The organism is Arthrobacter sp. PAMC 25486 (assembly GCF_000785535.1).
Lineage (GTDB): Bacteria > Actinomycetota > Actinomycetes > Actinomycetales > Micrococcaceae > Specibacter.
Genome location: NZ_CP007595.1, coordinates 3,890,127 through 3,904,121, shown reverse-complemented (window position 1 = coordinate 3,904,121; position 13,995 = coordinate 3,890,127). Strand labels below are relative to the sequence as shown.

Annotated in this window: 11 protein-coding genes; 5 read left to right on the top strand and 6 right to left on the bottom strand. The window is 63.9% G+C overall.

Annotated elements, in window-relative coordinates; translation table 11 throughout:
• Positions 1 to 34: 34 nt before the first annotated feature.
• The 5 genes from art_RS17655 to art_RS17635 all read right to left on the bottom strand — a co-directional run bounded on the left by art_RS17655 (position 35) and on the right by art_RS17635 (position 6,887).
• On the bottom strand, positions 35 to 1,225 hold the full coding sequence (locus art_RS17655; RefSeq protein ID WP_038466960.1) for a M20 family metallopeptidase: 1,191 nt from the start codon (positions 1,223 to 1,225) through the stop codon (positions 35 to 37).
• 71 nt (positions 1,226 to 1,296) lie between these two features.
• Positions 1,297 to 2,604 carry an amidohydrolase family protein gene (locus art_RS17650; protein ID WP_052136735.1) on the bottom strand — a complete coding sequence of 436 codons (1,308 nt, stop codon included), beginning with the start codon at positions 2,602 to 2,604 and terminating at the stop codon, positions 1,297 to 1,299.
• Positions 2,604 to 4,058 (bottom strand): MFS transporter, encoded by a 1,455-nt coding sequence (locus tag art_RS17645; protein ID WP_038466957.1) that lies wholly within the window; start codon positions 4,056 to 4,058, stop codon positions 2,604 to 2,606. The genes art_RS17650 and art_RS17645 overlap by 1 nt, the downstream gene beginning before the upstream one ends.
• 53 nt (positions 4,059 to 4,111) lie before the next feature.
• Positions 4,112 to 4,714, bottom strand: a complete 603-nt coding sequence (locus art_RS21270; protein ID WP_052136734.1) for a TetR/AcrR family transcriptional regulator — start codon at positions 4,712 to 4,714, stop codon at positions 4,112 to 4,114.
• A gap of 271 nt (positions 4,715 to 4,985) precedes the next feature.
• Complete coding sequence (locus art_RS17635; protein WP_038466954.1) at positions 4,986 to 6,887, bottom strand: ABC transporter ATP-binding protein; 1,902 nt, start codon at positions 6,885 to 6,887, stop codon at positions 4,986 to 4,988.
• Positions 6,888 to 7,226: 339 nt separating this feature from the next.
• Between art_RS17635 and art_RS17630 the strand changes: the two genes are divergently transcribed.
• The 4 genes from art_RS17630 (at position 7,227) to art_RS17615 (ending at position 10,675) form a co-directional block, all read left to right on the top strand.
• The gene (locus art_RS17630; RefSeq protein ID WP_038466952.1) at positions 7,227 to 8,054 is read left to right on the top strand and encodes an amino acid ABC transporter substrate-binding protein; all 828 of its coding nucleotides are present in this window, start codon (positions 7,227 to 7,229) and stop codon (positions 8,052 to 8,054) included.
• 56 nt (positions 8,055 to 8,110) lie between these two features.
• Positions 8,111 to 8,770 (top strand): amino acid ABC transporter permease, encoded by a 660-nt coding sequence (locus art_RS17625; RefSeq protein ID WP_038466949.1) that lies wholly within the window; start codon positions 8,111 to 8,113, stop codon positions 8,768 to 8,770.
• Entirely contained in the window at positions 8,757 to 9,557 is an 801-nt protein-coding gene (locus tag art_RS17620; protein ID WP_038466945.1) for an amino acid ABC transporter ATP-binding protein, read from the top strand. The genes art_RS17625 and art_RS17620 overlap by 14 nt, the downstream gene beginning before the upstream one ends.
• 167 nt (positions 9,558 to 9,724) lie before the next feature.
• A complete protein-coding gene (locus tag art_RS17615) occupies positions 9,725 to 10,675 on the top strand; it encodes a DUF559 domain-containing protein (RefSeq protein ID WP_038466942.1) in 951 nt (316 codons plus the stop codon).
• Positions 10,676 to 10,761: 86 nt separating this feature from the next.
• On the opposite strand, the gene fdhD is transcribed toward art_RS17615, so the two are convergent.
• On the bottom strand, positions 10,762 to 11,595 hold the full coding sequence (fdhD, locus tag art_RS17610; protein WP_038466939.1) for a formate dehydrogenase accessory sulfurtransferase FdhD: 834 nt from the start codon (positions 11,593 to 11,595) through the stop codon (positions 10,762 to 10,764).
• Positions 11,596 to 11,660: 65 nt separating this feature from the next.
• Between fdhD and art_RS17605 the strand changes: the two genes are divergently transcribed.
• Positions 11,661 to 13,988, top strand: a complete 2,328-nt coding sequence (locus tag art_RS17605; protein WP_038466937.1) for an FdhF/YdeP family oxidoreductase — start codon at positions 11,661 to 11,663, stop codon at positions 13,986 to 13,988.
• Positions 13,989 to 13,995 lie beyond the last annotated feature (7 nt).

Sequence of the window (13,995 nt, the reverse complement as noted above, 5' to 3'; positions counted from 1 at the left end):
GGAACTCGGCGTCGTACTTCAGTAAAAGGAGAAGCTACGCCTCCTGCGGGCCGAGGTGGCTGAAGGCGAGCTGGGCCAAGGCGGCGGCCTGGTCGCCGAGGACGCTGTCATCGAAAAGCACGCGGGGCGAGTGGTTGAATTCGGCGGTGGACAGGTCCAGGCCGTCGGGTGAGCAGCTGAGGGAAATGAATGTTCCGGGCACTTCCGCCAGCACCAGGGAGAAATCCTCGGAGCCCATCATGGCGGTCTCCATTTGGACCACACGCTCCTCGCCAAACTGGCCTCGGAGCACCTCAAGGGTGTTTGCCGTGGCGGCGGGATCGTTGTGTGTGACCGGGTAGGTGACAACAAATTCCACTGTTGCGGTGCACCCATGGGCGGCGGCAATGCCCTCGGCCAGCTGCTTGGACTCGGCGGCGAATTTCTCGGTGGATGCCACGGACAGGGTGCGCACCGTGGCACCCAACGAAGCGGACTCGGGGATGACGTTGAGGGCCTCGCCGCCCGACAGCTGCGTCACCGTAACGATGATCGGGTCAAAGGCGTTGAACTTCCGCGTGGCCATGGTCTGCAGTGCCGTGCCAATTTCCAACAGCGCCGGGACGGGGTCCTTGGTCAGGTGTGGCTGTGAGCCGTGGCCGCCGACGCCGCGGACAGTCACATGCAACTCGTTGGATCCGGCAAGCACCGGACCGGGCTTGGTCATGAACACGCCCATGGGGCCTGGACCGACATGGATGGCGTAGGCGGCCACCGGCTCCTCACCTGTGGCATCCAGCAGCCCCTCACCCAGCATGACCCCGGCCCCGTTGTGGCCTTCTTCGCCGGGCTGGAACATGAAAAGGACGTTGCCGGCCAGTTCCCCGCGCCGGGCGGCGAGCAGACGTGCGGCACCAACCAGCCCGGCGGTGTGCAGATCGTGTCCGCAGGCGTGCATGTTGCCGTTGGTGGAGGCGTAGTCCAGGCCGGTCAATTCCTTGACCGGCAGTGCATCCATGTCCCCGCGCAGAAGTACGGTGGGGCCTGCCTTGGCGCCGCGCAGGACCGCAACAACAGAGGTGGTTTCCTTTCCGAGCGTGATCTCCAGGCCCAGACCGTCAATGGCGGCGAGGACCTTGGCCTGTGTGAGGGGCAGGTCCAGCCCAATTTCCGGTTCGGCGTGGAGATCCCGGCGCAGGGCCACCAAGTCTTCGAGAATTTCAGCTCCGGCTGCAATGAATGACATTCTTTGTTCCTTTCACAATGAGCGGGCACCACTACTGTGGCCCGCAAGATTCAGTTCTTAGAGTTCAGTTCTTAAACTTCCAGGAGGCTCGGCGCGGGGGCCCAGGGCATCCAGCCGTGCAAGTCCTTGACGACGTTGCCTCCCTGCACCACAACGGCAATGTTGGCGGGGTCCCCCAGCGCCCCAATATTGGCCAACGGATCACTAGCGGTAATGACCAAATCGGCCAGCTTGCCGCTTTCCACGGATCCCACGTGTTCCTGCAGGCGCATAAGTTCGGCCGCGTTCAATGTCCCGGCCACAATCGCGTCCATGGGGCTCATGCCCAGTTCCACCAGGTGCCCCAGTTCCTTCAGGTTCACCCCGTGCGGGCAGATGGCGGCGTCGGTGCCCATGGCAACCCGGACGCCGGCCGCCAGCGCCTTGGCCACATGCTCGCGGGCAATCTCGGACCAGCGCACCTTCTTTTCATACAGGTACCCGGGCACATCCGCCGGCCGGGGCACCCGCAGCGCAGAGCTCAAGGTGGGGACGAGGAAGGTGCCCCGCTCCAGCATCAGCTCAATGCCTTCACGGTCGATCTCGTAGCCGTGTTCCACGCTGGCCACGCCACCTCGGATGGCTTCCTTGATGCCCTGGGCCCCTTGGGCGTGGGCTGCGACGGGTTGTCCCTGCCGCCGTGCAGTCTCTTCCACGATCATTTGCACATGCCGTTCCGGGACACCCAAATCATGGGGTGAGTCGGATGGGCTGGAGACCCCGCCGGTGGTGCACACCTTGATGACATCCGCCCCGGAGCGCACCAACAGGCGGACCGCCAGCCGCACGTCGTCGTCCGTGTCAATGATCGGGTTGAAGTCCTGGAACATCCCCAGCCCCGTCTTGGCGCCGTTGGGCAGATGGAAATCGGAGTGCCCGCCGGTTGGCGACAAGGCGGAAATGGCCAGGTGCAGGCGCGGGCCCAGAATGGTCCCGGCAGCCACGGCATTGCGGTAGCCGGCGTCGAGCCCGGCCAGGTCACGCGCCGTCGTCACTCCGGCCTTGAGTGTGCGCCGCATGATCGACGCCGCCTCAAAGGTGTGCTCCGACGGGAACCGGGCCAGCATCTGTGCAGGGTTCGTTTCAACGCTGGCGGCCAGGTGCACATGGGTGTCGATGAACCCTGGCAGGATGGTCTTGCCGGGAAGTTCGACGGCGGCCATCCCCTCGGGTGCCGACCAGCCACGCCTGCGCGGCCCGGCATAGGAGATCCGCCCGTTCACCACCACCACTTCACTGTCAGTTACCGCCGCGGCACCGGTGCCGTCGATCAATGTTGCGCCGAGCAGCCGGTAGCTGTCGGTTGATGCTGGAACCGCGGGCAGCCTGGCCTGGTGCATCACTTCACCTCCACGTTTTCCTCCAGCGGCTCATCAGCCCCGGAGCCGGACTTGGGCTTGAACATCAGGGCAACGGGGCAGATGATGAACGCCACGATGCAAAATATCCAAATGGTTTGGTAGCCGCCCAGGCTGGCCGACTTGGTCCCGGCAAGGGCGAAGCTGGAGAGAATCACACCAAACACGGCCCCCGCCGCGGAGCCGCCCAGAGTCTTCAGCGAATTGTAGACGCCCGTTGCGATGCCCGTCTGGTCCCTGGGTGACAGCTCGGCAACCAGTGCTGGCAGTGTTCCGAGCAGGAAGCCGCCGGCCAGGCCGCTCATGACGGTGCTCAGGATCACCAGGGCGATGGAGGCATGCCCGAAGAGCAGGACCAGGTTCGCCGCAGCCCCCAGGACTGTTGCCACCACCAGAACCCCGCGCATGCCCAGCGGCTTGGCCAGGTAGGCGAACGTGGAGGCGCCCACGGCTGCCAGCAGGGCCCCGCCGGCGCTGAACAGGGCGATGGTGCCGGGTTTGAAGGCGAATCCGTAGCCCACCAGGTCCGGGTTTCCGGCCAGGAAAGTGGTGGTGATGGTCTGGGTCCCGAACAGGACCATGCCGAACAGGAACGAGGTGGCATAGACGGGCCAGAGCGCACGGGAGGCGATCAGACGGACGTGGATGGCGGGGACGTCAACACGCAATTCGTAGGTGATCCAGGCAACGAGCACGACGGCGGCGATCACCAGCGGGATGATCACACCGGCCGAGGCGAAGCCGGACCCCTGGGCTGAGCGCAGCCCCCAGAGCAGCGCCATCATGAAGACGGCCAGCCCGGTGAAGCCCACGTAGTCGATCTTGGGGTTGGTGCGGATGTCCGATTCGGGCACCTTCGTGTACACGATGACGGTGCAGACGGCAGTGATGACCACGGGGACCAGCAGCAGCACCGTCATGTTGGAAACAATGCTGGCTATGCCGCCGGATGCGAGCGTGCCGATCACCGCACCGATCGTCAGCGCCGACACCAACAGTCCAATGGACTTGCGTGCTGAATCTCCGGTGATCTTGTTGTGCACCAGGGCAATTTCCAGCGGCAGCCAGACGGCCAGCGGCCCGGTCAGGATGCGGCCCACGAGCGCCAGCTCAAACGTTGGCGAAAGCGCAACAAGCAACCCGCCGATCAGGACGGAGATGATGGCCAGGCGAAGGATGCGGCGGTGCCCGAAGATGTCGCCCAACTTGGCCAGGATGGGCACACAGACGCCGGCCGCCAGGGTCTGGAGCGTGTTGAACCACGTGATGTCGGCGTCGGATACGTTGAAGTGCTTGGCGATGGCGCCAAAGAGCGGCATGTAAAAGCCCTGAATGAACCCGCTGGTCAATTCAACAAAAACAAGGAACCCCACAACCACTGACACTTTCAGTGGAATACCGGTGGTTCCCTTCCCGCCGGTGCTGATACTGGACATAGTTGTCTCCTGCAAAGTGCTTAGGTGTAAAAAGTCCGGGGCTGGATCCGCCGCTACGGGCCGTCGTTGGCACGCAGCGGCGGGTTCGCCACCAAGGCTTCCACAATTGGTCGATAGTCTGTTTTGCGCACGCCGATGCTGCTGATGACCATGCGCTGAAGTGTGAAGCCGGCCAGCAGGTCCAAGATGGCGTTCGGGTCTGCTTCGGGCGCAAGCTGCCCGTGTTCAATGGCTGCCTGCAATATCTGCAGGCCCATCCCCCGCCGCGAGCGCAAAAAATCCCTGGCAAAGATTTCCCGCACCTCGGGCACCACGAGCGCCGCCCACAGGGCATGTGGAGCTACATGGTTTGGACCGGGCAGCTGGTTTTCAGCGTTCTGCCATGCATGGTCAATGAGATCTTCCACCACGCTTCCGCTGTTCAGGATTGCACCCATTTTTGAGTTCCTGACCAGGGCTGCCGCCATGAGCTCGTCCTTGTTGGCCCAGCGCCGGTAGATGGTGCTCTTGCCACAGCCAACAGCTGCGGCAATCTGTTCGATGCGCAGCTCCATGTATCCGGCCGTCTGGACAAGACGCAGGGTCTCAGCGAGGATCTGCTCGGTGAGTTTGTCGTCCTGCGGGCGGCCGGAACTTTTGGGAATAACGTGGGTCACATTGTGAAGTATGGCACACATTGGGCAATTATGAAACGGTTCGTATCGTAACGAGACCAGACCGCTCCGTGTGAGACGCCAACTGACCCGCGGAAAACGTCGAAAGTTCACGATTTTCACGTGATTTTCGGCATTTTCTGCGGGCCAGCGTGTGGGCGGCTTTGCCGCGCCAGTTCGGAAGAAGTACCACGGCGGGAGTCACGTCCCCCGCTGACCGGCCCCCAGATGGGCCAACTGCCGGGGATAGGGACCCGGCGTCGAACTTCCCCAGCTAGTTGCCCTCCGGCACCTCGGCGTCCGCAACCGCGGCGACTGCCTGGGCGAACTGGGTGTCGTGCAGTTCTGCGTAGCGTCCGCCGCGGACGATGAGCTCGTCGTGCGTGCCGCGTTCCACGATGCGCCCAGCTTCGAGCACCAGGATCATGTCGGCGGAGCGGATGGTGGAGAGCCGGTGTGCGATGACCAACGCGGTGCGCCCCTCGAGGGCCTCACCCAAGGCAGCCTGGACGGCCGCCTCGTTCGTGGAGTCGAGGGCGGCCGTGGCCTCATCCAAAATCACCACGGCGGGCTGCACCAGCAGCAGCCGCGCGATCGTCAGGCGCTGGCGCTCACCACCGGAAAGCCGGTAGCCGCGCTCCCCCACCACCGTGTCGAGACCGTCGGGCAGCGCCTCCGCGAACGCCGACAGGCGGGCCCGGTTCAGCACATCCCAGATCTCGGCGTCCGTGGCGGTGGGCTTGGCCAGGCGCAGGTTGGAGCGGATGGACTCGTGGAACAGGTGCCCGTCCTGGGTAACCATGCCAACACCGGCGCGAAGACCGTCGAAGGTGAGGTCCCGCACGTCCACGCCGCCCAAGCTCACGGTGCCGGAATCGACGTCGTACAGTCTTGACAGCAGCTGGGCAATGGTGGACTTGCCCGCACCGGAGGACCCGACCAGCGCAATGGTCTGGCCAGGCTCGGCGCGGAAGGAAATCCCGTGCAGCACGTCCTCGCCGCCGCGGGTGTCCAGCACTGCAACATCTTCGAGCGAGGCGAGCGAGACCTTGTCGGCCGAGGGGTAGCCGAAGCGGACGTCGGTGAATTCAACGGCCAGCGGGCCGTCCGGCAGGGAAACTGTGGTCGACTTCTCAGCAATCAGCGGCTTCAAGTCCAAGATTTCAAACACCCGGTCAAAGCTAACCAGGGCGCTCATGATGTCCACGCGGGCGTTGGCCAGGGCGGTGAGCGGGGCGTACAGGCGGGTCAACAGCAGGGCCAGCACGACGACGTCGCCCGCGTTGAGCGTCCCCCCGATGGCCAGCGCGCCACCCAGGCCATACACGAGCGCCAGCGCGAGGGAGGAGACCAGCATCAGCGCCGTAAAGAACACAAACTGCATGATGGCGGTGCGCACGCCGATGTCGCGGACGCGGTTGGCGCGGGAGGCGAACTCGCGGGATTCCTCGGCGGGGCGGCCAAACAGCTTGACCAGGGTGGCCCCGGGTGCGGAGAAACGCTCGGTCATCTGCGTGCTCATGTCCGCGTTCAAATCCGCAGCCTCACGCCGCAAACCGGCCAGCCGCGAACCAAAACGGCGGGCGGGCATGAGGAAGATCGGCAGCAGCACCAGGGCCAGCACCGTCACCAGCCACGAGGTGTTCAGCATGACGATCAGCGTCAAAACCAGCTGGACGGAGTTGGACACAATGCCCGAAAGGGTGCCGGAAAACGCCTGCTGGGCCCCGATGACATCATTGTTGAGCCGGCTGACGAGCGCGCCGGTGCGGGTCCGGGTAAAGAAGGCGATCGGCATGCGCTGCACATGGTCAAACACGGCCGTGCGCAGGTCGAGGATGACGCCCTCGCCCAGGTTCGCCGAAATCCAGCGGATCACCAGCGACAGTCCGGCGTCCAGCACGGCCACAATCGCGATCAGCACGGCCAGGCGCACCACCACATCGAGGGCGGTTTTCGCCACGATGGCGTCAATCACCTGCCCGGCCAGAACGGGAGTCGCCACGGCCAGCGCCGCGGAAATCACCGATAGCACCACAAAAATCAGCAGTTTGCGGCTGTACGGCTTCGCAAACCGAACAGTGCGGCGCAGGGTGTCCTTGGAAATTCCGCCGTTGGACTTGTCCGAGCGCATGGTGCTCCAAAGTGAACTCCAGGCCGCGCCTTCCATACTCATGCGTGTGTTCCTTAATCATTAGATGCCAGCTCTTTAAGAGGGCAAGCTACAAGCCTATTCCTCCCGCCCCCCGGGGGGAATTCCACGGACCCAATTCCGCTGCCGGCGCGCCTTTCGCCGCCCTGGCACCCTTTCCACGCACGACGGCGAACCGCCGTGGCTTGCCGCCGTTAACCCATCCTTTGCGCGTGAGTCAAATCACTTGCTTCACAATGACGTAACAATGGGAAATATTACCTCTTCGTTTCGGCCTCAGCGGTGATACCGTCCAGTAATGGGCCGCCGTGACCCCACCGATTCACGGCACACACAATATATTTGAAACAAAGGAACCCCACCATGAACCGTCGCAGCCTTGGACTCGTTGGCATACTCGCAGCAGCCTCATTGGCCCTGGCCGCCTGCGGCGCCGGAACAGGCGGGGACAGCGGCAGTGGCGGCAGCCCGGCGTCGGGCGGGGACACCTCCTTGAGCAGCGTCAAGGACGCCGGGGAAATCGTTTTCGCCACCGAGGGCACCTACAAGCCGTTCAGCTTCCACGAAGGCGGCGCCGGGGCGCTGACCGGCTACGACGTTGAGGTGGCCAAGGCTGTCGCGGACAGGCTCGGGGTGAAGGCCAAGTTTGAGGAAACCCAGTTCGATTCCATCTTTGCCGGGCTCGAGGCCCAGCGTTTCGACGCGGTCGCCAATCAGGTGACCATCAACCCCACCCGGCAGGAAAAGTACAGCCTGTCCACCCCCTACACGGTGTCCCGCGGTGTGGTCGTGACGAAGGCCGACAATACCGACATCTCCAGCATCGCGGACCTCAAGGGTAAGACCACCGCACAGTCACTGACCAGCAACTGGTACACGCTGGCAACTGACAGCGGCGCCAAGGTGGAGTCCGTTGAGGGCTGGGCCCAGTCAGTCTCGCTCTTGAAGGACGGCCGCGTGGATGCGATTGTCAACGACAAGCTCACCGTCGTTGACTATCTGAAGACCAACACCGACTCGGGGTTGAAAATTGCTGCCACCACCACGGAATCCTCGGACTCGGCCTTCGCGTTCCGCAAGGGTTCAACCGCGTTGACGGACGCTGTCGACACCGCGTTGAAGGACCTGGCCGCTGACGGCACCTTGACCAAGCTCAGTGAAAAGTACTTTGACGAAGACTTCAGCAAGTAATCCGGCTGCGGCCGGGCTGCTCGGACAGCGACCGGATCGGGGGCTAGAGTTCACACATGGACTTTGACTTGTTTTGGAGTTCCCTGGGCCCGCTGCTGCTCGGCGCAATCAAGGGCACCATCCCGCTCACCCTGGCGGCGTTCGCACTCGGCCTGGCGATCGCCCTGGTCATCGCCGTCATGCGCATCAGCTCCAACAAGCTGGCCAGCGGCGTGGGCCGGGTATATATCTCGATCATCCGCGGCACGCCCTTGCTGGTGCAGCTGTTCGTGATCTTTTACGGGCTGCCCGCGGTGGGAGTCAAAATCGATCCCTGGCCCAGTGCCATCATCGCCTTCTCCCTCAATGTGGGCGGCTACGCGGCGGAGGTCATCCGTGCCGCCATCCTCTCCGTGCCGCAGGGCCAGTGGGAGGCCGGTCACATGATCGGCATGAACCGCAACCAGACGCTGCTGCGGATCATCCTGCCCCAGGCCGCCCGGGTATCCGTCCCACCGCTGTCCAACACGTTCATCTCGCTGGTGAAGGACACGTCCCTGGCGTCCCTGATCCTTGTCACCGAGATGTTCCGGGTGGCGCAGCAGGTGGCCGCGTTCAGCCAGGAGTTCATGCTGCTCTATCTTGAGGCGGCCCTGATTTACTGGGTCATCTGCCTGGCCCTGTCCACTGCCCAGACCCGCGTTGAAAAGAGGTTGGACCGCTATGTCGCCCACTGATTCAGTCCTCCAGGTCCGGGGCCTGTCGAAGTCCTTCGGCAGTAACAAGGTCCTGCGCGGCATAGACCTCGACGTCCCCCGCGGCAAGGTCGTGGCGCTGATTGGCCCGTCCGGTTCCGGCAAGACCACCGTCCTGCGTTCCCTGAACGGCCTTGAAATGCCCGACGCCGGATCCGTCACCGTGGGTGCCTCCGATGTGTCAGGGCTTCCCGCCCTGACCGTGGACTTCAACGTCGCCTCCGCGCCCAAGAAAGTCCGGGCAGGGGAGGTGGCCGCGCTGCGCGACCGCAGCGCCATGGTGTTCCAGCACTACAACTTGTTTCCGCACATGACGGTGCTGCAAAACGTCATTGAGGGGCCCGTCCAGGTGCAAAAGCGGCCGCGCGCCGAGGTGGTGGCGGAAGCGGAGGCGCTGCTGGCGCGGGTTGGCCTGGCCGACAAGCGCGACTCCCACCCCTTTGAGCTTTCCGGCGGGCAGCAGCAGCGGGTGGGCATTGTTCGGGCGTTGGCCCTGAAGCCGCAGCTGCTGTTGTTTGACGAGCCGACCTCGTCGCTTGACCCTGAACTGGTGGACGATGTTTTGACCGTCATCAACGAGCTTGCCGACGAGGGATGGACCATGGTCATCGTCACGCACGAGCTGGCCTTCGCCCGGCAGACCGCGGATGAAGTGGTGTTCATGGCCGGCGGCGTCGTGGTGGAACGCGGACCGGCCAGCCAGGTGCTGCGCAACCCCAAGGAAGAACGCACCCAGGCCTTTGTCCGCCGCCTCCTCCACGAAACCTAGCCCCCTTCAGACGCGGCAGCACCTTCTGGGGCGTTTTTCCTGACGCGGCAGCACCTTCTGGGGCGTTTTTCCTGACGCGGCAGCACCTTCCGGGGCATATCTCTTGACGCGGCAGCACCTGTGGATAACTTCTGCAGGAATTCTGACTTTGGGTCACAATTTAATGCATGGAGCCCAAGGACGAACTCCCCAGGATGAACGCCCCCTTCACTTACCAGGAGGCTCTCAACAGGGGCCTTTCACCGGATCAGCTGAGATCCAAACAGGTGGCCCATGTCAGCCAATCCCTCTACCGCCCGGCCGAGTGGGAATTTGACCTGCATGAGGCTGCACGCGCACTCTCCGCGGCGTCACCAGGTGCCTGGATCTCGCATTCCACAGCCGCACGACTGCATGGGCTCGTCCTGCCGCCATGGTTGGCCAACTCCGACGAACTGCATCTGAGCACACCACGGAAGTTGGCCCAAATGCGCAGAAAGGGCATCACACCGCATAATGTCATTGCCTTGCGAGATGAAGTGGAAACCGTTGGCGACCTGCGAACGAGCTCGAAAGCACGGACGTGGCTGGACCTTGCCCGCATCCTGCCGCTGCGCGATTTGGTATGCATGGGCGACCAGCTGATCCGAATCCCCCGGCAGGAGTATGAGGACCGCAGCGAACCCTTCGCCACACTTGATTCCCTGCACAGGATGGTGGGTTCGCATAGGAATATGCAGGGCATCATTCGTGCCCGCGAGGCCCTTGATCTGATGCGTGTCGGCGCAGATTCGCCACCGGAGACCCTACTGCGCCTGGCCATGGCCGATGCCAATTTGCCCGAACCCGAGCTGCAGCTGAATCTCCATAACCGTCCCAACTCGCCGTCGGCCGATGCCGGTTATCGTTCCCGGCGCATCGCTCTCCAGTACGACGGCGCCCATCATCTCGATGAGGTGCAGCGCCGCAAGGACGGGCGCCGGGACCGGGCCTTCGAGGCGGCCGGCTGGACGGTGCTGAAGTTTACCGAGCCCGACGTCAGCGACGGTTTTCAGGATGCCGTCCGTCGCATAAAAAGTGCATTGCGGCGGGCCGTGATTGATCCGACCATCGCTTCCGGTTTTGTTTCCGGAAGCTGATGCCGCGTTCACCAAAACACCCCAGACGGTGCTGCCGCGTCGAGAAAAACACCCCAGACGGTGCTGCCGCGTTGGGACGGGAGAGGCTAGGCGACTCGGCCCGGGTGGGTGTAAATGTTCAGGGTTTCACCCCTGCTGAAGCCCACCAAGGTGATTCCTGCGGTGTCCGCCAGTTCAACGGCCAGGGACGACGGCGCACTCACGGCCGCGAGCATCGGCACCCCTGCCATCGCGGCCTTTTGAACGAGCTCGAAAGAGGCCCGCCCGGAAACCTGCAGGACCGTGTTGGCCAGGGGCAGCCGCCGCTCCCGGAATGAGGCACCGACGACCTTGTCCACGGCGTTGTGCCGTCCCACGTCCTCCCGCAGCATCAGCAGTTCGCCGTCCGGGGCAAACAGGCCCGCCGCATGGACCCCGCCGGTCTTGCTAAAGAGCTTTTGCTGCTCTCGCAGGGTGTCGGGCAACGCCGCCAGCACTGCAGCGGAAATCAAGACCTCCTGCAAAGGGGCGGCGATGGCAAAGTGGGAGGCCTTGTGCACGGCGTCAATGGAGGCGGTGCCGCAAATCCCACAGGCGCTGGAGGTGGTGACATGGCGCTGGGCGGCCGGTAGCGGCATCGCCACATCCGGGCGCAGCTGCGCCTCAACCACGTTGAAGGTCTGCTGCCCGTTTTCATCCTCCCCCGCGCAAAAGCGCAGGGAAATCAGCTGCTCGGGTTCAAAGATGAGGCCCTCCGAGAGCAGAAAACCCGCCACGAGGTCGAAGTCGTCGCCGGGCGTGCGCATCGTGACGGTGAAGGAATCGTGCCCCAGCCGTATTTCCAGGGGTTCCTCCACCGCCAATGCCTCCTCGCGCACAACCCTGCGGTCCCCACCCACATCAATCCTGGTGGCCTTGACCCTGCGAATGAGTCGTCCCATGAAATCCTCCAAAAAACTAAAGCGTCTAAGATCAGACTAGATGCTCCACGATGAAGGGACCCATCATGGCTGGCAAGGCGCCACAGGAAAACATTGATGAGCAGCAGCTCTCCGTTGGCAGTGTGCAGAAAAAGGCGGTGGGGATTCCCGGCATCGTGCACGCCATGGAGGTCGCACTCAAGCAGATGGGACCGCTGCGGTCAGCCCAAACCCTGCTGCAGATCAACCAGAAAGACGGCTTTGACTGCATGGGCTGTGCCTGGCCGGAATCCGACAAGCGGCACAAGGCAGAGTTCTGCGAAAACGGTGCCAAGGCTGTCGCCGAGGAAGCCACCAAAAGGCGCGTGCCGCCGTCGTTCTTTGCAGAACACAGCGTCAACGAGCTGCGCGAATGGGACGACTACCGCCTCGGCCAGCAGGGCCGCCTGACCGATCCCATGTACCTGGCCGACGGCAGCGACCATTACGTACCGGTGACGTGGGAACGTGCGCTGGGGATTCTGGCGGACGAGCTCAAGGCTCTCAAGGACCCCAAGGAGGCGATCTTCTACACCTCTGGCCGCACGTCCAACGAGGCGGCGTTCCTGTACCAGCTCATGGTGCGCGGGCTGGGCACGAACAACCTGCCCGACTGTTCCAACATGTGCCACGAGTCGAGCGGCTCGGCGCTGACCGAGACCATCGGCATCGGCAAGGGCTCGGTGTCGCTCGAGGACATTTACGGCTCGGAACTGATCCTGATCGCCGGGCAGAACCCCGGCACCAACCATCCCCGCATGCTCACCGCCCTGGAGAAGGCGAAGAAAAACGGGGCCGTGATCGTGGGGATCAACCCGCTGCCCGAGGCCGGGCTGATGCGCTTTGAGAACCCGCAGACCATCCGCGGACTCGTGGGCGGCGGCACGGCTCTCGCCGACGATTTCCTGCAAATCAAGCTCGGCGGCGACCAGGCGCTGTTCCAGGGCCTCGGAAAATTCCTGCTCGAAGAGCAGCGCCGCCCCGGCTCCCCGCATGCCGGCCGCGTCTTTGACAGCGCGTTCATCGACGGCCACACCACAGGCCTCGAAGAGTATTTAGCACAGCTGGACCACATCAGCTGGGATGACATTGTCACCGGCTCCGGACTAACCCAGGCGCAGATCCGGGCCACCGGCGAACGCCTTCTTGCATCCAAGGCCACTGTCGTCTGCTGGGCCATGGGCCTGACACAGCACAAGCACTCGGTGGCCATGCTGCGCGACATCGTCAACGTGCTGCTGCTGCAGGGCAACATCGGCAAGCCCGGCGCCGGCGTCTGCCCGGTCCGCGGCCACTCCAACGTCCAGGGCGACCGCACCATGGGCATCTTTGAACGCATGCCGGCCGCCTTCCACGACGCCCTGGATGCCGAGTTCTCCTTCGCCTCCCCGCGCCCCGACGGCTTCGACACGGTCGCCGCGATCGAGGCCATGCGGGACGGCAAAGCGGGCGTGTTCCTGGGCATGGGAGGCAACTTTGTCCGCGCCACCCCGGACTCGAACGTCACGGAGGCGGCCCTGAACAAGCTGTCGTTGACAGCGCAGATCTCCACCAAGCTGAACAAATCGCACCTCGTGACAGGGCGCTCGGCACTCATCCTGCCCACCCTCGGCCGCACCGAACGCGACAGCCAGGCCACCGGTGACCAGCGCGTCACGGTCGAGGATTCCATGAGCGCCGTGCATGCCTCGCGCGGGCGGCTCGCCCCGGCGTCGGACAATTTGCTCTCCGAGGTGGCCATTGTGTGCCGCCTGGCCAAGCTGTTGTTTGAAACGGACGACGGCGGCACCCGCCCAGGTGCCCCCGCCGCCGACTGGGATGCCCTGGCCGGCGACTACAGCCTGATCCGCTCCCACATCGCCGCGGTAGTTCCGGGATTTGAGGAGTTCGAGGCGAAGATCGACAAGCCCGGCGGCTTCGTCCTGCCGCACGGGCCCAGGGACTCCCGCACGTTCACCACGGATTCCGGGCTGGCCCACTTCACGGCCAACGAGTTGGAATACCCAAAGGTGCCCGAGGGACGTTTGCTGCTGCAGACGCTGCGGTCCCACGACCAGTACAACACCACCATCTACGGCAAGGACGACCGCTACCGCGGCATCAAGAATGGTCGCCGCGTGGTCTTCGTCAACCAAAAGGACCTGGACTCCTTCGGCATCCCCGACGGCACCATGGTGGATCTGGTCTCCGAATGGAAGGACGGCGTGGACCGCCGCGCGCCCAACTTCCGCGTCGTGGCCTACTCCACCCCCGTGGGCTGCGCCGCCGCGTACTACCCGGAAACCAACGTCCTGGTCCCACTGGACTCCAAGGCCGATGTCAGCGGAACACCAACCTCCAAGTCGGTTGTCATCCGATTGGAGCCCGTAGCCTGATCCAACC

Bases quoted from the DNA above. Each gene is read 5' to 3' on its own strand.
- art_RS17655 (WP_038466960.1), bottom strand. From the start codon at position 1,225: ATGTCATTCATTGCAGCCGGAGCTGAAATTCTCGAAGACTTGGTGGCC.
- art_RS17650 (WP_052136735.1), bottom strand. From the start codon at position 2,604: ATGCACCAGGCCAGGCTGCCCGCGGTTCCAGCATCAACCGACAGCTAC.
- art_RS17645 (WP_038466957.1), bottom strand. From the start codon at position 4,058: ATGTCCAGTATCAGCACCGGCGGGAAGGGAACCACCGGTATTCCACTG.
- art_RS17635 (WP_038466954.1), bottom strand. From the start codon at position 6,887: ATGAGTATGGAAGGCGCGGCCTGGAGTTCACTTTGGAGCACCATGCGC.
- art_RS17630 (WP_038466952.1), top strand. From the start codon at position 7,227: ATGAACCGTCGCAGCCTTGGACTCGTTGGCATACTCGCAGCAGCCTCA.
- art_RS17625 (WP_038466949.1), top strand. From the start codon at position 8,111: ATGGACTTTGACTTGTTTTGGAGTTCCCTGGGCCCGCTGCTGCTCGGC.
- art_RS17620 (WP_038466945.1), top strand. From the start codon at position 8,757: ATGTCGCCCACTGATTCAGTCCTCCAGGTCCGGGGCCTGTCGAAGTCC.
- art_RS17615 (WP_038466942.1), top strand. From the start codon at position 9,725: ATGGAGCCCAAGGACGAACTCCCCAGGATGAACGCCCCCTTCACTTAC.
- fdhD (WP_038466939.1), bottom strand. From the start codon at position 11,595: ATGGGACGACTCATTCGCAGGGTCAAGGCCACCAGGATTGATGTGGGT.
- art_RS17605 (WP_038466937.1), top strand. From the start codon at position 11,661: ATGGCTGGCAAGGCGCCACAGGAAAACATTGATGAGCAGCAGCTCTCC.